Genomic DNA, 20246 nt, shown 5'->3' on the forward strand with positions numbered 1-20246 from the left:
GCGCGAAATCGCTGTTCTACAGCGGATTGTGCGGGATTGCACCGGTCGAACGGAACTCGGCATGTGTAGACACTGGCCGGCCTCGGTTCGGCAACAGCCGGTTGATCTTCCGCGGTGCCGCGCTGACCGATTCGGTCAGCGCGACCAGCGGCATGAGCAGATATTCGTGAGCTGCAGCAGCGCCTGTGGAAGTGGTGCAGAAGGCCCGATTGCGGGATCTCGGCATCGGCGGCAATACGCGCCAGCGAGCTGCCCCGATACCCATGGCGCGCGAAGTGCTCGAACGCCACCTCGATGATCTTGGTACGCGCCAGTTCGCCTGATCGCTGCGCGGAATCTGTGGTCGTCATGAGGTCGAATTCTCATGGCAAAGCACCGGTCGACTGGCCGACTAACTGTTCAGTCAGTTACTATCCCGGCAGCCGTTCACCGTTGAGCGGCGGACGACCACCGAATAGGAGCGGAACATGCGTCGGACAGCGGGAATTGCCGCGGTCGCACTCGGAATGACCGTGTTGTCGATCACTTCGGCGACCGCCGAGCCGGGCAACGATCAACACGACGGGTCGCTCTCGGCGAGCGTACCGGCCCTGGCCGAGGACCTCCCCCCGGCCGCCGGTTCGGTGGTGCCCGACGCCGATCCGTTCTACACAGCGCCGCCGAACCTCGAGTCCTACCGCAACGGGCAACTCGTCGACCACCGCGAAGTCACCGTCGACCTGGCCACACCGGTCCGCGCCTGGCAATTGTCGTTCCGCACCAACGACTCTCGTGACCGAGCCGAACTGGGCGTGACGACCGTGCTGGTCCCGACCGCACCGTGGACCGGTCCCGGGCCTCGGCCGGTGGTCTCCGAACAGCTCCCCGAGGACGCGACCGGCACCCGCTGCGCACCGTCGTACACCCTCGTGAAGGGCACCGTGCAGTCGGCCGACCCGGTGATGCAGATGCTCGCAAAGGGCTGGATCGTGGCGGTGCCCGACCACGAAGGACCGAAGTCGGGCTTCTTGACCGGGCCGCGGACCGGTCACACGATTCTCGACGGCATCCGGGCGGCCGGCCAGTTCGAGCCCGCCGAGATCGGGACCGACGCGGTCTGGGCGCTCGACGGCTACTCCGGCGGCGGGGCCGCGACCGCGTGGGCCGCTCAGATCCAGCCCTCCTACGCCCCCGAACTGTCCTTCGCCGGCGCCGCGATCGGCGGGGTCCCCGCCGACCTGACAACACTGACCGCCCGATTCGATGGAAGCATCTTCTCCGGCTACAACTTCGGAATCCTGGTCGCCTACGACCGCGAGTACCCCGAAGCCCACCTCGGTGACCTGTTCGACGAGCGCGGTCACGCCGCGATCGCCGCAGCCGGCGACGCCTGCGTCGACGATTTGCTCTACAACTTCGCGCTCCGCCGGTTGAGCGACCTCGCCCACGGCGCCGACCCGCTACAGGCACCCCGGTTCGCGCAACTCCTGCGCGACAACTCCCTGGGAGCCGCGGCCCCGACCATGCCGATCTTCAACTACCACACCGCCACCGACGAGATCGTGCCGGTCGACCAAGCCGACCACCTCATGGCCCTCTGGCGCGCCGCCGGAGCCACGATCGTGACCGTGCGCGACCCCCTCGATGAGCACGGTCTGGAGGCGTTGCACCGCACACCCGATGCCCAAGCATTCCTCGCCGACCGGGTAGCCGCCAGCACAACCTCGGCCGACCGGCGAGGGCCGCGCTGAGCAACATAGGTCAGCGCGGCATGCGGCAGTAGCGGATGTTGCATTCAGCAACCATTCTGGTCCAGTCAGGCCCGCAGAATGCGGGGGTTTTCGTAACCGGCAGCACTCAGCAATGAGATGACATGTTCGGCCGCAGTGGCCGGGCAGAAGCCCGCATAGTATGAGTCGCCGACGTCAACGGATACGAGGGCAACTCCGAGCTGTAGGCATTGATTGCCTGTCTCTTCGAGGAAGTCTCCGGAGATCCCGGCGATGTCATCTGGGTGTTCCCTTGTGGCCGTGGCGAATTCCGGACACCAGCCCCAGGACATTGCCGCGGGACAGGAGCGCAGAGAAGCGAGGTCTTCACGGATGGTCTCGACATCGGCACGCCAATCGAGGTGGGCGATCAACGACGGTTCGATCTCGAATTCGGTGCCATCCAACATCTCCAGCAGACCGCTGCGAGCGAGGTCGCCTTCATCGTTGCAGAGGTAATCGATGTCCGGGTATGCGTCGACGTAGGACTCGGGGTCATCGAATACGAGATTGAGCAACTCCGTGATATCTGGCCGATCGGGGGCAAGGAAGGCCGCGAGCTGGGACAACGCGGCACGAACGGCGTCTGGAGTCTGCATGTACTCGCCCAATGGGTTCTCCCGTGAATCCTTGCCGACCAAGCCTGACCATGCTGGGTTCTCGCGGCGGAACTTGACGCGTTCATGATCGCACTGGACCCCGACGAGCGAAGACTGAGAGACCGCTCATCGGCATGAGCGCGCGCTGCCGGCGGCCGTACGGCGCTCTGCCCGTTGATCTTCCACTCGCCGGTTCGGTCAGCGCGGGATGCGGCTACGAGCGGACATGCCAGCCTTGTCGCGGGTGCGGGTGTGGTCAGTCCAGGTTGCGATGATGCGTGTCGTTACCTGGGTGCGGGTCCTGAACCGCGTGACCCGGTGGAGTGGTCGGGGGCGTAGCACCGGTGCGGGCTGCCGTGGTCCGGTCCGCGATGTCCAGCAATAGCTTCAGATATTCCTCCGGGGCATCCCGTAGCACATTGTGGCTGGTGGGCAAACTGTGGGTGCGCCAGGATGGGTCGTTTCGCAACCGCTGGTAGACATCGGTGAACGGCGTGCCCTCCCACCCGGACAGATAGATGTACTCGCGCAGGATGCTCTCGGGCGCCCGGCCGCTGAGCCGGATCCGCTGGAGGAACGATGCCATGGGATGGCTGGTGGCACGCGGATCGAGGCCTTCGGGGGGCCTCGCCGCGAATCCGTTCTCACCCGTCCCCTCGATGAACATCCGTCGAAACTCTGCGGAGGTGAGCTCGAAGCAGGATTGACCGTCGGCAGGCACATAGGCGTCGGAATACACCAGGGTGGCAACTCGCTCCGGGACGCGGTCGGCGACGCCCGTGATGACCATACCGGCATAGCTGTGACCGACTAGCACCGCATCGGTAATGCGCTCGGATTCGAGCATTGCCGTGACGTCGTTGATGTGTGTGTCCAAATTCGTTGTGGCAGTTAGCAGGTGGTTGCGATCGCCCACGCCGGTGAGAGTCACGGGATAGGCGTCGTGTCCATGCTGGCGCAGCGAGTTCGCCAGTGGTGTATACGACCAACCGCCATGCCATCCACCGGGAACCAGAACGAAGATCATGCGCCGACCAACACGCAGCCCGACTCGAATGTTCCGACCCAGGCAGGTTCGAACAGAGCGATATGGATCAGTCGTCGGAGCCGACGACGAGAGCCGGTATGTGGTCGGAGCGGTCGATGGCTATGAATTATTCGTGGAAGCCGTGGATGGGGGAGATGCCGTCGAGGCGGTAGGGTCCGCGGAGGTCCCGAGCCCCGATCTTCGGGGTGTGCAAACTGCGTCGTGGTCGCGGTAATGCGGGTCGCTGGCAGCGACATCCGGCGATTAGGGAAGTGCCACTGCGAAGTTGGGGTAGTTGCGGGCTGCGGAGCGGGCGGGGGCGAGGAGGTGGGTGGGGGCGTCCAGGGTCCAGATCACGAGACGGGCGGCCGACGCGTAGTTGTCGAACTGCTTCCAGATGTCTTCTTCTGTTGTGGCGGTGAGAGGTTCGCGGATGACCGGCGAGGTGTCGACGGGGTGGGTGGTGCGGCTGCCGGAGAGGCGCAGTTCGAGGAAACCACGCGGGCCCGTCTCGGACTTGCGGGCGGGATGGGGGCTTCCCGCGTAGGACGCCGGGCCGAGGTGGGTGCGCTGGTGGACGTGGCCCAGGGCCCAGTAGTCGTAGCCATGCGCGGCCAGGGTGGCGAGAGTGGTTGGGGCGCAGGCGCGGCGGCTGTGCTGGCCGGTGAGGCTGGTGTGGAGCAGGGCGATGTTGGTCTCGGCATCGAGGGGCGTGGGGTAGCCGGCGGCGAGGTCGCGGAGGTCGTCGCGGGCGGCGATGGATTGGGCATGCAGGGCGATGCCGAGGTCGGGCCAGCGGTGGGTGGCAGGGTTGTCGGCGGGGGCGAGCCAGGCCGTGGGTGGGAGCCGGAGGTGTTGCGGGAGCGGAGATTCGGCGTCGTGGTTGCCCCAGATGAGGGCCACGGGGATGCCCGCATCGTGCAGGTCGGCCAGCGCCTGTTCGGCGGTGGCGAGGGCGCGCGGGGTGGCTTCGTGCCGGTCGAAGAGGTCGCCGGCGAGGAGGACGCCGTCGTAGCGCTCGTCGAGAATCCGTTGCAGGAGAACGGCGAACGCGGCGTAGGCGTCCTCGACCGGATCGATGGCAGGGCATCCGGGATAGTCCGGGACCGCCCGCAGGCGGGCGCCCAGGTGGATGTCGGCGACGTGTGCCAGCCGGATCATCGGGTGGACCGCTCGGTGAGGCGGCGCCGCCACCACTCCAGGACCACCAGGACAACGGTCGAGCTGAGCACGCCGATCACCGTCATGGCCATGGCCTCGGCACGGTGGCCCTGATCGAATTGGCCGAGAATCCACGGCGACAGCAGCGGCAGCGAGGACGGCCGCACCATCGAGGACGCGACGACCTCGCGCACACCGAGCAGGAACGCCAGCAGCCAGCCCGCGACGATGCCGGGGATGAGCAGCGGAAACGTGATGCGGCGCAGGATCTGCCAGGTGTTCGCGCCCGCGGCGGCCGCGGCCTCCAGCAGGGTGTCGTCGATGGCGGCATAGGCGGTCTTCACCTGCTGCAACGCCATGGGCAGGGTGATGACCACATAGGCGAGCACCACCATCGCGCGCGTGTTGTACGGCGTGAAAGGCAGCCAGGGCGCGTTCCAGAAGAAGATGAAGCCGATGACCAGCACGATGGTGGGCACGGTGTCGGGCGCGATGCCGAGCAGATCGACGCCCCGCCGGGCCGCGGCTCGCGCTCGCGGCTCGGCATCCCGGCCGCGCCGGACGATCACCAGGGCGCAGGCGACGGCCAGCACGGTCGTCACGGTGGCCGCGATGAAGGCCAGCGCCACGCTGTTCTGCAGCGCCTCCAGCCCGCGGCCCGGACGCAGCACCCGCGCGAAGTAGTCGAAGGTGAGATTGTCCGGCGTCGGCGGCTTGGACCGCAGAATCGTCATGGCGCCCAGCAGGATCGCGATATACGGCACCACCACCGACACCAGCAGCACCAGGCCGGGCCACAGCAGCGCGGCCGCGGTCCAGCGACCGGTCCCGACGGTGGCGCGGCGCGCGGCGCGGCCGCCGAACCCGATATCGCGGCGGCTCACCCACTGCTGCAGCCCCCACACGGTCATCCCCATCGCCAGCAGCAGGCTCGACAATGCGGCGGCCCGCGGGAAATTCAGCGGGTCGATGGTGACGTTCCCGTAGATCTCCGACACCAGCACCGGGAAGCCGATCTGATTGCCGAGCGTGACCGGCGTGCCGAATTCGCCTGCGGCGCGGATGAACACGATCAGCGCGCCCAGCGCGTAGGTGGGTGTCAGCAGCGGGGCCAGCACCAGCCGCAGCCGCTGCCCGGCGGATGCCCCTGCCACCGCGGCCATTTCATCCGCGCTGGCGGGGATGGTGTCGAGCCGGTTGCGCAGCAGCAGGTACAGGAAGGTGAAGATTTCGCACGCCATGATGGCCGCCATCCCGGCCGGGGTCTCCACCACGGCGCGCAACCCCGCGCCGAACGGCCCGAACCACCGCTCGGCGAGACCGTTGACGCGGATGAAGTCCAGCCACGCCATGGCCGCCACATACGGTGGGGTGAGGAACGGGACCATGACGGCGATGTCGATCCACCGGTGCCGCCGCAGCGGCGTCCACGACATGAGGAAGGCGAGCGGCGCGGCCATCACGGTGGCGATGACCACGACCAGCACACCCAGCAGCACCGTATTGCCGACGATCCGCAGATTCGCCGATTCGGTGAGCTGCCCGAGCGCGGACGGCCGCCCGTCGTAGCCGGTCACCGCTCGGATCAGCACCGCCACCAGTGGCCCGGCCACACCGACCAGCAGCAGCGCCAGCAGGGCGTAGACCCCGCCGCCGGTGCGCGGGCGGGTGGCCGCACGACCGGATGCGGCCTCGTCGAGGCGTGCGGTCACGCCGCGCCCAGATAGCGCTTGCTGAATTCGGCGAGCACGTCGCTGCCGCTGCTCTTCACCTGGTCCCAGGTGAACGAAAGCTGCTTGACGTCCTCGTATTTGCGGGTGCCGTCGGCGACGGACACCCCGGGCCGGGCCGGAATCATCTGGTGCGCGGCCGAGATCTGCTGACCCTGCTGGGCGAACATGAAGTCCAGGAACGCCTTCGCCGCGGCCGGGTTCTTGGCGGTCTTCAGCACGAACACCGGGCGCGGGGTGATGGTGGTGCCCGAGGACGGCGAGATCACCTGCAGCGGTTCGCCCTTGGCGATGGCGTCGTAGGCGGAGTAGTCGACGCCGCCCAGGATCACGGCGTGCGATCCGGCGGTGACATCGTCGAGGGCCGGGCCGTTCGCCCCGTGCACCACCATGCCGTTGGCGAAGAGCTTGTCGAACAGCTCCCAGGTCTTGTCCTTGCCCCAGGCCGCGACCATGGCGGCGATCAGGTCACGGGCGGTGCCGGATTCGCGCGGGTCGGGCATGATCACCTTGCCCTTGTAGTCCGGCCCGGCCAGATCGGCCCAGTCCTGCGGGCGGGCGGTGGTGGCCTTGGTATTGACCACCAGCGTCAGCGCCGAACCGTCGCGGCCGACGAAGGCGTCGTCCTTGCCGGCCCAGCCGGCGCGGATCTGGTCCGATCCGGCCGGGCGGTAGGGCAGGGTGCGGCCGTCGGCGGCGTACTTCGCGGCCGGGGTCCAGGAGGCCAGGTAGGCGATGTCGGCCTGCGGATTCGCCCATTCGGCATCGAGTTTCGCGGTGATCTTGCCGGTCTCACCGGCGAAGACGTTCACCTTCACGCCGGACGCCTTGGTGAAGGCGGCGACCAGGTCGTCGGTGAGCTCCTGCGGGTTGGCCGAGTACAGGGTGAGTTCGCCCGACAGGCCCGCCGGGGCGGTCCAGGTGCTGGTGACCGCGGTCTTCGCGGTGTCATCGGCGGCCGAACCGCAACCGGCGAGCACGAGCGCCGACGCGAGCGTGGCCGCGGCGAAAGCGCGACGGGACATCGACATTTCGGGGATTCCTTTCGAAAAAGCCTGGTGGAGAGCGGGTTCAGGCGGCGGGAGTGACGACGTCGTCCGCTCGTACCGCCAGCCGCAGTTCGGTCCCGGCCGCGTGCGCGCGCCGGTCCGGAACCGTCCAGAGCCGATCGACGCCGTCGACCGCGCAGCGCAACTGGTATGCGCCGCCGGTGAAGACGGACGATCGGACCGTCCCCGACACGGTCACTTCGTCCGGCGCGGCGGGCGTGTCGCCGAGGACCCGCACGGCCTCGGCGCGCACACCGCCACCGGACGGCAGCGGATTGAAGGTGCCGACGAACTCGGCCACGAACAGATCGGCGGGCCGGTGATACAGCTCCTCCGGACTACCGTGCTGCAGCACGCGCCCGGCCCGCATCACCACGATGCGGTCGGACATGCTCAACGCCTCCGCCTGATCGTGGGTGACGAAGACCGTGGTGAGACCCAATTCCGTGGTCAGCGAGCGAATCTCGGTGCGCAGCTGCTCCCGCAGCGCCGCATCCAGCGCCGACAGCGGCTCGTCCATCAGCAGCAGGCTCGGCCGCGCCACCAGCGCCCGGGCGATGGCCACCCGCTGCTGCTGCCCGCCGGACAACTGATGCGGCATCTTCTCCGCCGCCGCGGCCAGCTCGACCCGCGCCAGCGCCTCCGCCACCCGCTGCCCCGCCTCGGCGCGCGCGACGCCGGTAACCCGCAGCGGGAACCCGACATTCGCCGCGACAGTCAGATGCGGCCACAACGCCAGATCCTGGAACACCATCCCCAGACGCCTGCGCCGCGGCGGCACGAAATCCCCCCGACCGACATCGCAGACCACCTCGTCACCGAGCCGAATCCGCCCCTGTTGCGGCCGATCCAACCCCGCCAGCAGCCGCAACAGCGTGGACTTCCCGCACCCGGACGGCCCCAGCACCGACACGAACTCCCCGGGTTCGATCACCAGATCGGTGGGCAGCAAACCGGTCCCGTCCGAATAGGTACGGCTCAGTTCCTCCAGGACGACCCGCGTCCCGAGTCCCTCCCCGGCCACAGCAAACATGGCGGCTGACAGTAGGCAGCAAATCTGACTTCTGTGGGCGCACGGGGTGAACGCCCGATGACAACTCGTCTCAGCCCGCCAGCGAGGCCGCGGCGGCGGAGACGCAATGGGCCCCTCGGGATCGAAATCCAGAGGGGCCCAGATCGGTCCGGAGTGCTTACAGGTCGGCGATGGCGGCCAGTGGGGGTGTGCGGGCGGCTCGCACAGCGGGCCAGAGGGCGGCGAGGACGCCGACCACGCCGGAGCCGAGGAGCATGAGCACGATTTGTGCCCAGGGCACGGCGATGGTGGCAATGCCCAGATCGGCAAGGGTTTTGAGGAAGCCTATGCCGAGAGCGAGGCCGAGGATGACGCCCACCACCGCGCCGAAGATGGCGATGAGCATGGACTCCAGGTAGATGCTGCGGCGGACCTGCGCCCGTTGCATGCCCACCGCGCGGAGCATGCCGATTTCGCGGCGGCGCTCCACCACCGACAGGGCCAGCGTATTGACGATGCCGAGGATGGCGATGACCACCGCCAGCGCCAGCAGGCCGTAGAGGATGGCCAGCAGGGTGTCGATCTGTTTGCCCTGGGCGCCCTTGAAGTCGTTGCGGTCCAGCACCTGGACGATGACGTACTGCTCGGTGGCCTTCTCCAGGTTCTTCCGCATGGCGGGGAGGTCGGCGCCGGGCTGGGCGGCGACCAGGACCAGGAAGCTGGACTGGTAGCTGACCGGAACCGTCTTCTGGTACAGGGCCATGGGGGTGACCATGTTCTGCAGCAGCTGGGTGTCCTTGTAGATGCCCGCGACGGTGACCTTGAACTTCTTGTAGTCCATGCTGGAGATCTCGACGCTCTCGCCGAGCTTCCAATCATGGTCGGAGGCATAGGTTTCCGACACCATGATGTCGTCGTCGCCGAGCCGGTCGGTGCCCTGCTCCATGGTGTAGTTGAGCACCTTGGCCATCGGCCCCTCGGGCGCGGTGCCGAGCACCTGCTTGCCGTCGACCCTCAGGGCGACACCGTGGAAGGCCACCACGTCCTTGACCTGCGGCACCTGCCCGACGGTGGCGGTGGCGGCCAGCGGGACGCCGATGATGCCGCCGGGCGGCCCGGCCAGGATGTAGTCGGCCTTCACGCCCTTGTCGACCAGGTCGCTCACGCTGGCCTTGGCCGAGGAGCCGAGCATGCCGATGGCCGACACCAGCATCAGGCCCAGGGTCAGCGCGAAAGCCGTCGCGGCGGTCCGGCGCGGATTGCGAATCGCGTTGTTGCGCGCCATCCTTCCGACCGGACCGAACGGCCGCACCAGCACACCCAGGCCGGTCACCACCGGTCGCGACAGCGCCGGGGAGGCGAACAGCACCGCGAAGATCAGTGCGGCAGCACCGATTCCGACCACCGTGGCCGCACTGCCGCCGGTGCCGCGCGCACCCAGCACCACCAGCACCGCGCCGGCCACCGCCAGCACCGCGCCGATAATGGTGCGCAGCCGCAACGACTCTCCGGCCGAGTTGGACTCCGAGCGCATCGCCTCCACCGGCGGCACCTTGGCCGCCCGCCGCGCCGGCGCGTACGCACTGAGCACCGTCACCACGGTGCCGACGCCGAGGGCCACCAGCACGGTGCGCGGCTGCAGCGACATGGTGCCGGTGGGCAGCCCCAGCTTGAACGCATTCAGCAGCCCGGACAGGCCGAACGCCAGGCCCACGCCCGCCGCCAGACCCAGTGCGCTGCCGATCAATCCGACGATCAGCGACTCCCCCACCACCGACCGCGAGATCTGCCCGCGGCTCGCGCCGACCGCGCGCAGCAGCGCCAGCTCGCGCAGTCGCTGCGCCACCAGCATGGAGAAGGTGTTGTAGATGATGAACGTGCCCACCAGCAATGCGATGGACCCGAACGCCAGCAGGAAGTAGTTGATGAACTTCAGCGCATTGCCGAGCTGCGCCTTGAAGTCGTCACGCACCTGCTGGGCGTCCTGCACCTTGTAGTCGGGCAGCGCGGCCTTGAGCCGATCGCGCAGATCATCGGCCTTCACCCCGGGCTGGGCCGCGATGTCCACGTACGCCACGTGCAGGCCGTCGGTGAACAGCTGGCGGGCCTGCGCATCCTCGAACTGCAGCGCGATGAACCCGCCGGTATTGGAGGCGTCGATGTCATAGATGCCGGAGATGGTGACGTCGATATTGCCCTTGGACGGCACCAGCACCGTGGTGTGGTCGCCGACCTTCAGCCCGGCCCGCTCCGCACCGCCCCTGTTGATGGCGACCTGACCCGGCTGGGCGGGCGGCACGCCGTCGATGAACTTGTCCGGCTCGGCCACCGACTTGCCCGGCGGCAGATACGACTGCCCGAAACTCGGTGCGCCACCGGTCTGTACGGCGTGCCCCTCCTTCAGCAGCACCACCGGGCCGTTGACGCTGGGCGCGACGGTCTTGACGCCGTCCAGGTGGGAGAGCTTGTCCACCACGTCGTTCGGCACACCGAGCGACTGCTGCTCCTTGGGCTGTACCCGCACGTCCACGCCCTTCGCCTGGGCGGCGAAGATGCTGTCGAAGGTGCTCGACAAGGTGTCGGTGAAGATGAAGGACCCTGAGATGAAGGCGGTTCCGAGCACCACCGACAGCACGGTCAGCACCAGGCGCACCTTGTGCGCGGCGAGATTGCGCAAGGCGACCTTGCGCATCGGGGAGGCAGCCATCAGAGCGTCTCCAGCGACTTCATCTTGTCGAGCACGGAATCGGCCGTGGGCTCCCGCAATTCGTCCACGATCTGGCCGTCGGCGAGAAAGACGACCCGGTCGGCGTAGGAGGCAGCATGCGGATCGTGGGTCACGATCACCACCGTCTGCCCGAATTCGTTGACCGCCGCCCGCAGGATATTGAGCACCTCACCCGAGGAGTGCGAGTCCAGATTGCCGGTCGGCTCGTCACCGAAGATGATGTCCGGCTTGCCCGCCAGCGCGCGAGCACAGGCCACGCGCTGCTGCTGGCCACCCGACAGCTCGGCGGGCCGGTGGGTGAGCCGGTCGCCCAGGCCCAGCCGCTTGACCACCGTCGACAACCACTCCTCGTCGGTCTTGCGGTTCGCGATATCCAGCGGCAGCGTGATGTTCTCCAGCGCGGTCAGCGTGGGGACCAGGTTGAACGCCTGGAAGACGAAGCCGATGCGGTCGCGGCGCAGCGTGGTCATCTGCTTGTCCGACAGCTTGGTCAGATCGGTGTCACCGATGTGGACCGTGCCCGCGGTGGCGGCGTCGAGACCGGCCAGGCAGTGCATCAGGGTCGACTTGCCCGAGCCCGAGGGCCCCATGATGGCGGTGAACTCGCCCTTCGCGAACTCGGCCGTCACCCCGTCCAGCGCACGAACCTGTGTGTCGCCCGATCCATAGATCTTCACAAGATCGGTCGCTCGGGCGGCGACCGCGGCCGTGCTCTGCTCGAGCGTGGCGGATTCCGAGACGTTCGAAGTCATGATGTCCAGTGTGTCTAGGTTCTGGGATGGACGCCATCCGGGATGTCCCCGATGCCGATGTCCTCACAGACTCCACACAAACACCCACGTCGAACAGCCCTCAATTGATGGGGGCGGACCGCCACCAATCCAGCAGCTGGTCGTCGGTGGCGAGGAAACCGGTGCTGTACATCAGGAAAGCGTGCTTGCCGTCCTGGGAGTGGAACTCCGTCACCAGGCGCGGACGCAGCAGGGCGCTGTCGCTGAGCTGGTAGTTCGTGTACAGGTTGCCGTGCACCTTGACGTCGGACCGGGAGAACCCCGACAGCGTGTTCAGGGCGTCCTCGGCATCGGCGGCCGACCGGTACATGACGAAGCGGTAGCTCGGGTGGCCGACACCGCCCGCACAGTTCCAGGCCACCGCCCAGTTGCCCAGGTCGGGATCGCCGGATCCGGTGTCGGGCGGGGGCGCGGAATGCTGGTAGGTCGAGCAGACCGCGCCCTGGTAGCCGGTGCCGGAGTTCGAGTCGGCGTTCGGGTCGGACTGCGGCAGCATCTGCGGGAAGCGCTGGCTGAGCACCTGCGCGTCGGTGCCCGAATGCTCCGGGATGCCGGCGGCGGGATCGGTGGTCTCGGTCGGGGCCGGCTCGTCGTCGGTGGTCGGCGTGGGCGCCTCGGAGATGGTCGCGGGGGTGTGCGAGGTCCCACTCCGATCCAGCGCGGCCAGACACCCGCCGACCGCCACCAGCGGCAGCACCACGACGGCCGCCGCGCCCAGCAGGCAGCCCCGCAGCTTCGAACGCTTCTTCCGCGGCGGCGCCGGACGCGGCGCGGGCGGGGCGGGCGCCGGCGCCGGCGCGGTGTAGCGCATGGTCGCGGGTGGCTGCTGTCCGGGAACGGGATTCGGATCGACACCGTACGGGGTCGTCGGCGCGGGACCGAATTGCCCTGGCGCAGTCGATGATCCGCCGGACTGCGCAACGAACGGCGAGTGCGCCACCACGGTGGCCCCGGCCGGATTCTCCAGCGCCTGCTGGGCCGCCGCGGCGAACTCGCCGCACGAATCGAACCGTCCCTCAGGGTGTTTGGCGAGCGCGCGGGCCAGCACGGCGTCCAGCGCCTGCGGCAGTCCGGCCCGCAGCGCGCTGACCGGCGGCGGCGCCTGATTGAGGTGACCGTGGATGATGCCCACCGGATGCTCGGCGGCGAACGGCACATCCCCGGTCAGCAAGCGGAACAGCGTGCAGGCCAGCGAATACTGATCCGAGCGCGGATCCAGCGGCTGACCCGAGAGCTGCTCCGGGGAGGCGTAGGTCAGCGTCGCGGTGAACGAGCCGGTCTGGGTCAGTTTGGTGGCGTCGTCGCGCAGGCGGGCAATGCCGAAGTCCGCCAGGAACACTCGCTCCTCGCCGTCCAGCCGTTCGAGCAGGATGTTGGCGGGCTTCACATCCCGGTGCAGCACGCCACGGCGATGCGCGAAATCCAGGGCTCGCGCCGTCTCGGCAATGATCCGGATCGCCTGGCGCGGCGGCAGATTCGCGGCCTCCAGCTGGGACGCGTCGGGGCCATCGATGTAGCGCATGGCGATCCACGGCTGCGCGTCGTCGATGCCGCGGTCGTAGACCGGCACGATATTGGGATGATCCAGCCGCGCGACGAGATCGCCCTCCCGCTCGAACCGCCGCCGGATCTCGATATCGCCGAACACGTCCCGGCTCAGCAGCTTCAGCGCGATCAACCGCGGCAGACGGGGGTGCCGGGCCAGATACACCGACCCCATGCCGCCGCGGCCGAGTTCGCGTTCGATCTCGTAACCCGCGAACACTTCCCCAGCGCGCAGCACAACTTCCCTTTCTGTATCTAATTGCCTCCGCTTCGCTCCGGCGGGTTCGCGGCCCTGAGGGTCTCGTTCTCCCCTCCTCCGCTCCTCCGCTTCGCTCCCCCGCTCCGTCAGTCCAGAACGAGCGCTCCATCGACCTGTGCTGGGGCCGCGAACCAGATACTGCGCCGACCCTAGCCTGATCAGCCTCGGGATTCGAATATGCGAGGTCAGCGAGCGGTCAGTTGATGGGTGCGTTCTTCCACCACTTCAGGACCGGATCCAGGCTGCCGGTGAGGCCGTCGGTGTACATGAGGTACTGGGCGCGGTTGTTGTCGCCGGTGAAGGCGGTCACCAGGCGTGGGTGGCTGTCGTCGGTGAGCTGGTAGTTGGTGTAGGTCTTGCCGCCGTTCGCGTCCTGCGACTTGGTGTCCGGGGTCAGACCGCTCAGGACGGTCTGCACGGTGGTGGCCGAGTCGTAGGCGAAGATGCGGTAGAAGGGGTCACTGTTGTTGCTGCCGCCGTAGCAGCGCCACTGCACCTTCCAGTCGCCGAAGTCCGGGGTGCCGTCGGTGGCGTCGGAGGAGACCGGCGAGTCGGCCACCCAGCAGGTCGCGCCGTTGTAGCCCTTGCCGCCGGTCTTGACCGCGGGCAGCAGCTTCGGGAACTGCTTGGCCGCGGCCGACCAGTCGATCTGCTGGGCGCCCCCGGGCGCGGCGCCCGCCGAGGTGTTCACGACACTGCCCGGCGCGCCACCGGCCTTGGTGCCGCCGGCCTTGCTGCCCGCCGCCGCGATCACCGCGACCACCACGATGAGCAGCACCACCACCGCCAGCACGATGCCGATGATGAGCCCGGTGTTCGACTTCGCCGGCGCTGCCGGCCGATGCGCCCCCACCGGCGCGACCGGCGGGCGCTGCGGCTGCCCCGGGCTCGGATAGGTGTAGGACGGCGGCTGGGTGTACTGATTGGTCCCGCGCCCGGTGTAGTTACCGGTCACCGGCTTGGGCGGGGCCGGATTGACCTGCGTCGGAGCCGGATACGGCACCGCCGGGGACGGCGGCGCGGTCTGCGGACGCGGGCCCGCGGTCGGCATGGGCGCACCGGTCATCGGCACACCGGTCGAGTACGCGCCCCCGGTCACCGGATTGCCGGTCGGCATGGCGCCACCCGTATACATGGGCATACCGGTCGGCATGGCGCCCCCGGTCGGGGACGGCGCCACCGGGTTCGGCCCGCCGGTGTACGGCATCACCGGCATCGGCGGCGACGTGCGCTGCACCAGCGGAATGGCCGGCGCGCTCGGATTGGCCAGGGCGCGGCGGGCGGCGGCCGCGAAGTCACTGCAGCTGGGGAAACGATCCTCGGGACGCTTGGCCATGGCCTTGGCGATCACCATGTCCAGGCTCGGCGGCAGCCCGGCGCGCGCACTGCCCAGCAGCGGCGGCGGATTCTGCAGATGCCCCTGGATGACGGCCGCCGGATTGGTCGCCGAGAACGGACCGGACCCGGTGAACAGCCAGAACAGCGTGCAGGCCAGCGAGTACTGGTCGGAGCGGCCGTCCAGCGCGGAGCCGGTCAGCTGCTCGGGCGAGGCGTAGGCCAGGGTCGCGGTGAACGTCCCGGTCTGGGTCAGGTGACCGCTGTCGTCGCGCAGCCGCGCGATGCCGAAGTCGGTCAGGTACACCCGCTCGCCCTTACCGCCGGTGGAGCGGGCCAGCAGGATATTGGCGGGCTTCACATCCCGGTGCAGCACCTCGTTGCGGTGCGCGTAATCCAGGGCGTCGGCCATCTCGGCGACGATCTGCACGGCCCGCTCGGGCGGCAGCGTCTGCGGATTCACGCTGGCGGCGTCGATGCCGTCGATGTACTGCATGGAGATCCACAGCTGGCCGTCCTCGAGCCCGCGGTCGTAGACGGTGACAATATTGTGGTGGTCCAGTTGCGCGACCAGGTCGGCCTCGCGCTCGAAGCGGGCGCGAACCTCCTTGTCGAAGACCATCTCCCGATTCAGCAGCTTGAGCGCCGTCATTCGCGGCAGCCGCGGATGCTTGGCCAGGTACACCGAACCCATGCCACCCCGGCCGAGCTGCCGTTCGATGACATACCCAGCAAAAACGTCACCGTTGGACAGCATGACGATCTCCCACTTCCCATTCCACGTGCCGGGACCCACCAGCGCGCGAGGTACCACAGACGATCGGCGTGATCGTTCGGGCCGATCCGAAAACACCGAAACTGTAGCCGATTCGCGGCCTACCGAACTATCTACGCGCAGTCCGCTAACGCAACACTCAACGTTTGCTTATCGCCGCTGGTGACCCCGTCTGCGCTGTCGGGGGTCGGGGATACGCTGGCCGCATGCGCATTGGAGCTCACGTCCGAATGGACAGCGACCCGATCGGCTTCGGCGAGAAGCTCGGGGCCGACGTCATCCAGATGTTCGTGGTGGATCCGCAGAGCTGGGACAAGCCCCAACCCCACCCGCGGGCCGAGGAGATCAAGGCCAGCGATATCGACCTGGTGGTGCACTCCTCCTATCAGATCAATGTGGCCAGCCTGAACAACCGGCTGCGCATGCCCTCGCGCAACGCGGTGGCGCAGCAGGCCAAGGCCGCCGCCGAGCTGGGCGCCTTCGGGCTGGTCGTGCACGGCGGCCACGTGCGCTCCGACGAGGAGATGGCCGAAGGATTCGTCAACTGGCGCAAGCTGTTCGAGCGGCAGCAGGACAAGGGCGGATTCGCGGTGCCCATCCTCATCGAGAACACGGCCGGCGGAAACCATGCCATGGCACGGTATTTCGACGATATCGGGCGGCTGTGGGACGCGGTCGGCGACTTCGGGGCCGGGTTCTGCCTCGACACTTGCCACGCCTGGGCGGGCGGTGAGGAACTGGTCGGGATCGTGGAGCGGATCAAGGGGATCACCGGGCGCATCGACCTGGTGCACCTGAACTCCTCGCGGGACGCCTTCGATTCGGGCGCGGACCGCCACGCCAACTTCGCCGACGGGACCATCGACCCGCAGTTGCTGGCCGAGGTGTGCCGCACGGCCGGAGCGCCGGTGATCCTGGAGACCCCCGCCGACGGTGTCGCCGACGACCTCGCCTATCTGCGCGAACACCTCGGGTAGTGCTGCGCGAACAGCACGGGTAGCGCCGGGCGTTCGCTCACGAGCCTTTCGATCCGGCTGATCCTGAACCTGTTTCACCGGACGCCCCGATGGTGTGCTGATCACGGCTCGAATCCGGGCCGCACTCCATCGGGCGAAAGGCATTGCATGTCCGTCGATTACGCAACATCCAACCTCACTGTCGTGCAGCTGGGCAGCAAGATCGGCGCGCGCATCGACGGTGTGCGCCTGGGCGGCGATCTGGATTCGGTCACCGTGCAGGCCATCCAGGACGCGCTGCACAAGCACAAGGTCATCTTCTTCCGCGGGCAGGAGCACCTGACCGAGGACGGGCAGTACGAGTTCGCGCAGCTGCTGGGCGCGCCGACCACCCCGCACCCGACCGTCACCTCCAAGGGCGTCAAGACGCTGCCCATCGACTCCGAGTACGGCCGCGCCAACAGCTGGCACACCGACGTCACCTTCGTGGACCGGATTCCGAAGGCGTCCATCCTGCGCGCGGTACACCTGCCGCCCTACGGCGGCTCCACCACCTGGGCCTCGACCGTGGCGGCCTACGACTCGCTGCCCGCGCCGCTGCGGGCCCTCGTCGAGAACCTGCGCGCCCGCCACACCAATGCCTACGACTACGCCGCCGACCGCACCGAGGTAGCGCGCGGCGAGAACGCGCAGGTGACGGCCAATATCAAGGCCTACCGCGAGGAATTCGAGTCCACCTACTACGAGACCGAGCACCCGGTGGTGCGCGTGCACCCCGTCACCGGCGAACGCGCGCTGCTGCTCGGGCATTTCGTGAAGAACTTCGTCGGCTTCTCCGCCGCCGAATCGCAGGCCCTGTTCCAGCTGCTGCAGAACCGTGTCACCCGGTTGGAGAACACCACCCGCTGGAACTGGCAGCTCGGCGATGTGGCGATCTGGGACAACCGCGCCACCCAGCACTACGCCATCGACGACTACGACGGCCAGCCCCGCCGCCTCACCCGCATCACGCTCGCCGGCGACGTCCCGGTCGGCGTGCACGGGGAAACCAGCACCATCATCACCGGCAACGCCGAGCACTACTCGATCATCGAGGAGGTCGCACCCCGCGCCGCCTGAAGCGGTATTTGATTTGCCCTCCGCTTCGCTCCGGGCGGGTTCGCGGCCCTGAAGGTCTCGTTCTTCCCTCCCTCCGCCTCCTCCGCCTCCTCCGCTTCGCTCCCCCGGCTCCGCTCAGTCCAGAACGAGACGGGCCGCGAACCGACAGGGTGGTCCGAACTTTCGTGGAGTCGTTGCAGGTTCCGCGATCGGCACGCCGGTGCAACTGTCCTCTCGACCGTCGCACCGGCTTCGCCGTTTTCGGGGTACACCCATCGTGCAGACTGTGAGCATGGAGATTCGGCCGCTCGACGGCGTTCGGGTTCTGGAACTGGGCAACTACGTGGCCGCGCCGACGGCAGGGCGGATCCTCGGGGACTTCGGGGCCGAGGTGATCAAGGTAGAGCGGCCGAAAACCGGTGATGAGCTGCGGAATTGGCGGCTCTACGGCGGTGACACCTCGATGCTGTACCGGACGGTCAACCGGAACAAGAAGTCCATCACGCTGGATCTGCGCACCGAGGCCGGGCGCAGGATCGTGCTGGATCTGATCGAACAGTGCGATGTGCTGCTGGAAAACTTCCGGCCCGGGATGCTCGAGAAGTGGGGGCTCGGGCCCGAGGTGCTCAACGAGGCCAATCCGAATCTGGTCATCACCCGTATCTCCGCGTACGGCCAGACCGGTCCGCTCGCGCAGCGGCCGGGCTTCGCGGCGGTGGCCGAGGCGGTCGGCGGGCTGCGCGAACTCGTGGGCGATCCGGACCGGCCGCCGGTGCGGGTCGGCGTGTCCATCGGCGATTCCATTGCCGGGATCTACGCCGCGTTCGGCACCGTGATGGCACTGTTCCAGCGCGAGCGGGTGCAGCGGGTTCCCTTGGAGCAGCGCGTCATCGACGTGGCGCTCAACGAATCCATCCTGTCGGTCATGGAATCCCTGGTGCCCGACTATCTGGCCTACGGCATCAACCGCGAACGCGTCGGCGGGCGCATGGAGGGCATCGCGCCCAGCAATGCCTATCCGTGCAGCGACGGCACCAGCATCATCATCGGCGGCAATGGCGACGCCATCTTCCAGCGGTACATGCAGGTCATCGACCGTCCGGACCTCGCCGCCGATCCGGAGCTGCAGGACAACGCCGGACGCTGGCGCCACCGCGAGCGGCTCGACGCCTCGATCGCCGAGTGGACACGGGTGCGCACCCGCGAGGAGGCGCTGCGGGTGCTGGAGGCGGCCGCGATTCCGTGCGGGCCCATCTACACCGCCGCCGACATCGTCTCCGACGAGCAGTACCGGGCGCGCAATATGATCCAGCCCTTCCGGGTCGACGTGGGCGAGCCCGAGCCCAAGGAGGTCGGCTTCCCGGGCATCGTTCCGGTGATCGGCGGCCGATCGCTGCCCATCCGCAATGTCGGCCCGGACCTCGGCGAGCACACCCGCGAGGTGCTCACCGGCCTGCTCGGTCTGACCGACGCCGATATCGATGCCCTGGAGGCGAACTCATGACCCTGCGCGATGTCACGCTGCGCGACGGCCTGCAGCTCACCGGGAAAGTGCTGCCCACCGAGCGCAAGGTCCAGATCGCGCGACAACTGCTGGCGCTGGGCGTGCCCGAGCTGGAGATCGGATCCATGGCGCGCCCGGATCTGGTGCCGCCCATGGCCAATACCCTCGATCTGGTCGCCCAGCTCACGCCCGCGGAACTGGAACGCTGCTGGGTCTGGGTGGCCACACCCCGGCACGTGGCGCGGGCCGCGGAGGCCGGCGTGCGCAATTTCCAGTACTGCTTCTCGGTGTCGGATGCGCACAACAAGGCCAATATCGGCCGCACCACCGAGGACAGCCTGGCCGCCATGCCGGAGGCGGTGCGGCTCGCGGCGGAGGCGGGCGGGCGCATTCAGCTCTGTCTGGCAACGGCTTTCACCTGCCCGTTCGACGGGCCCGTGGATCCCGCGCGAGTCCTGGCCATCGCCACCGATCCGCGCACCGAGGGGTCGGCGGACATCGTGGTGGCCGATACCCTCGGCCAGGCGCATCCGGGTCAGGTCGGCGCGCTCATCGGCGCGGTGGCCGCGACCGGGCGCTGGGGAACGCCGCAGCACCGCATCGTTTTTCACGGTCACGACACCTGGGGCATGGGCGTCGCGAATTCCCTGGCTGCCCTGGCCGCCGGCGCGGCCGTGGTGGACGGTTCGCTGGGTGGGCTGGGCGGCTGCCCGTTCGCGCCGGGCGCCTCCGGCAACACCTCGAGCGAGGATCTGCTGTTCGCTACCCGTCCGGAATGGTTTACCCCGTCCGTATTGTCTGATCTGGCAAGGATTTCCGAAGAGTTGCTGACGGAACTCGGTGAGCCCAACCGATCCCGGACGATTGAGGGCGCACGATCCGAAGCCGAAGCATTCGAGTGGGTAATTGCCGCAAATGCCTAATTCGCG

Annotated in this window: 16 protein-coding genes; 5 read left to right on the forward strand and 11 right to left on the reverse strand. The window is 68.3% G+C overall.

Annotation, left to right across the window (positions count from 1 at the left end):
- The coding region (locus ACWEQQ_RS22225; RefSeq protein ID WP_452349526.1) for a TetR/AcrR family transcriptional regulator at nucleotides 1-350 on the reverse strand (350 nt) is incomplete at its 3' end.
- Nucleotides 351-467: 117 nt separating this feature from the next.
- Between ACWEQQ_RS22225 and ACWEQQ_RS22230 the strand changes: the two genes are divergently transcribed.
- Nucleotides 468-1730 carry a lipase family protein gene (locus ACWEQQ_RS22230; RefSeq protein ID WP_452349527.1) on the forward strand — a complete coding sequence of 421 codons (1263 nt, stop codon included), beginning with the start codon at nucleotides 468-470 and terminating at the stop codon, nucleotides 1728-1730.
- A gap of 65 nt (nucleotides 1731-1795) precedes the next feature.
- Here ACWEQQ_RS22230 and ACWEQQ_RS22235 read toward each other — a convergent pair whose 3' ends face one another.
- The 10 genes from ACWEQQ_RS22235 to ACWEQQ_RS22280 form a co-directional block, all read right to left on the reverse strand.
- Nucleotides 1796-2389 carry a DUF6630 family protein gene (locus ACWEQQ_RS22235; RefSeq protein ID WP_452349528.1) on the reverse strand — a complete coding sequence of 198 codons (594 nt, stop codon included), beginning with the start codon at nucleotides 2387-2389 and terminating at the stop codon, nucleotides 1796-1798.
- A 214-nt stretch (nucleotides 2390-2603) separates the two neighbouring features.
- On the reverse strand, nucleotides 2604-3374 hold the full coding sequence (locus tag ACWEQQ_RS22240) for an alpha/beta fold hydrolase (protein WP_452349529.1): 771 nt from the start codon (nucleotides 3372-3374) through the stop codon (nucleotides 2604-2606).
- Between the two features lie 264 nt (nucleotides 3375-3638).
- Nucleotides 3639-4535: a metallophosphoesterase family protein gene (locus ACWEQQ_RS22245; RefSeq protein WP_452349530.1), complete on the reverse strand. Its 897-nt coding sequence runs from the start codon at nucleotides 4533-4535 to the stop codon at nucleotides 3639-3641.
- The gene (locus ACWEQQ_RS22250) at nucleotides 4532-6247 is read right to left on the reverse strand and encodes an ABC transporter permease (protein WP_452349531.1); all 1716 of its coding nucleotides are present in this window, start codon (nucleotides 6245-6247) and stop codon (nucleotides 4532-4534) included. Before ACWEQQ_RS22250 ends, ACWEQQ_RS22245 begins: the two co-directional genes overlap by 4 nt.
- The gene (locus tag ACWEQQ_RS22255; RefSeq protein WP_452349532.1) at nucleotides 6244-7296 is read right to left on the reverse strand and encodes an extracellular solute-binding protein; all 1053 of its coding nucleotides are present in this window, start codon (nucleotides 7294-7296) and stop codon (nucleotides 6244-6246) included. Before ACWEQQ_RS22255 ends, ACWEQQ_RS22250 begins: the two co-directional genes overlap by 4 nt.
- 40 nt (nucleotides 7297-7336) lie before the next feature.
- On the reverse strand, nucleotides 7337-8347 hold the full coding sequence (locus tag ACWEQQ_RS22260; RefSeq protein ID WP_452349533.1) for an ABC transporter ATP-binding protein: 1011 nt from the start codon (nucleotides 8345-8347) through the stop codon (nucleotides 7337-7339).
- Between the two features lie 157 nt (nucleotides 8348-8504).
- Nucleotides 8505-11033 (reverse strand): ABC transporter permease, encoded by a 2529-nt coding sequence (locus tag ACWEQQ_RS22265; protein WP_452349534.1) that lies wholly within the window; start codon nucleotides 11031-11033, stop codon nucleotides 8505-8507.
- Complete coding sequence (locus tag ACWEQQ_RS22270; RefSeq protein WP_452349535.1) at nucleotides 11033-11806, reverse strand: ABC transporter ATP-binding protein; 774 nt, start codon at nucleotides 11804-11806, stop codon at nucleotides 11033-11035. The genes ACWEQQ_RS22265 and ACWEQQ_RS22270 overlap by 1 nt, the downstream gene beginning before the upstream one ends.
- Before the next feature lie 100 nt (nucleotides 11807-11906).
- Nucleotides 11907-13628, reverse strand: coding sequence for a serine/threonine-protein kinase (locus tag ACWEQQ_RS22275; RefSeq protein ID WP_452343680.1), 1722 nt, complete (start codon nucleotides 13626-13628; stop codon nucleotides 11907-11909).
- Between the two features lie 217 nt (nucleotides 13629-13845).
- Nucleotides 13846-15741: a serine/threonine protein kinase gene (locus ACWEQQ_RS22280; RefSeq protein WP_452349536.1), complete on the reverse strand. Its 1896-nt coding sequence runs from the start codon at nucleotides 15739-15741 to the stop codon at nucleotides 13846-13848.
- 224 nt (nucleotides 15742-15965) lie between these two features.
- On the opposite strand from ACWEQQ_RS22280, the gene ACWEQQ_RS22285 reads away from it, so the two are divergent.
- The 4 genes from ACWEQQ_RS22285 to ACWEQQ_RS22300 all read left to right on the forward strand — a co-directional run bounded on the left by ACWEQQ_RS22285 (nucleotide 15966) and on the right by ACWEQQ_RS22300 (nucleotide 20240).
- Entirely contained in the window at nucleotides 15966-16736 is a 771-nt protein-coding gene (locus ACWEQQ_RS22285; protein WP_354833838.1) for a deoxyribonuclease IV, read from the forward strand.
- A gap of 147 nt (nucleotides 16737-16883) precedes the next feature.
- Nucleotides 16884-17834 carry a TauD/TfdA dioxygenase family protein gene (locus ACWEQQ_RS22290; protein ID WP_452343678.1) on the forward strand — a complete coding sequence of 317 codons (951 nt, stop codon included), beginning with the start codon at nucleotides 16884-16886 and terminating at the stop codon, nucleotides 17832-17834.
- A gap of 271 nt (nucleotides 17835-18105) precedes the next feature.
- Entirely contained in the window at nucleotides 18106-19317 is a 1212-nt protein-coding gene (locus ACWEQQ_RS22295; protein WP_452343677.1) for a CaiB/BaiF CoA transferase family protein, read from the forward strand.
- On the forward strand, nucleotides 19314-20240 hold the full coding sequence (locus tag ACWEQQ_RS22300; protein ID WP_452349537.1) for a hydroxymethylglutaryl-CoA lyase: 927 nt from the start codon (nucleotides 19314-19316) through the stop codon (nucleotides 20238-20240). Before ACWEQQ_RS22295 ends, ACWEQQ_RS22300 begins: the two co-directional genes overlap by 4 nt.
- Nucleotides 20241-20246 lie beyond the last annotated feature (6 nt).

It is taken from the genome of Nocardia sp. NPDC004123 (assembly GCF_053603795.1).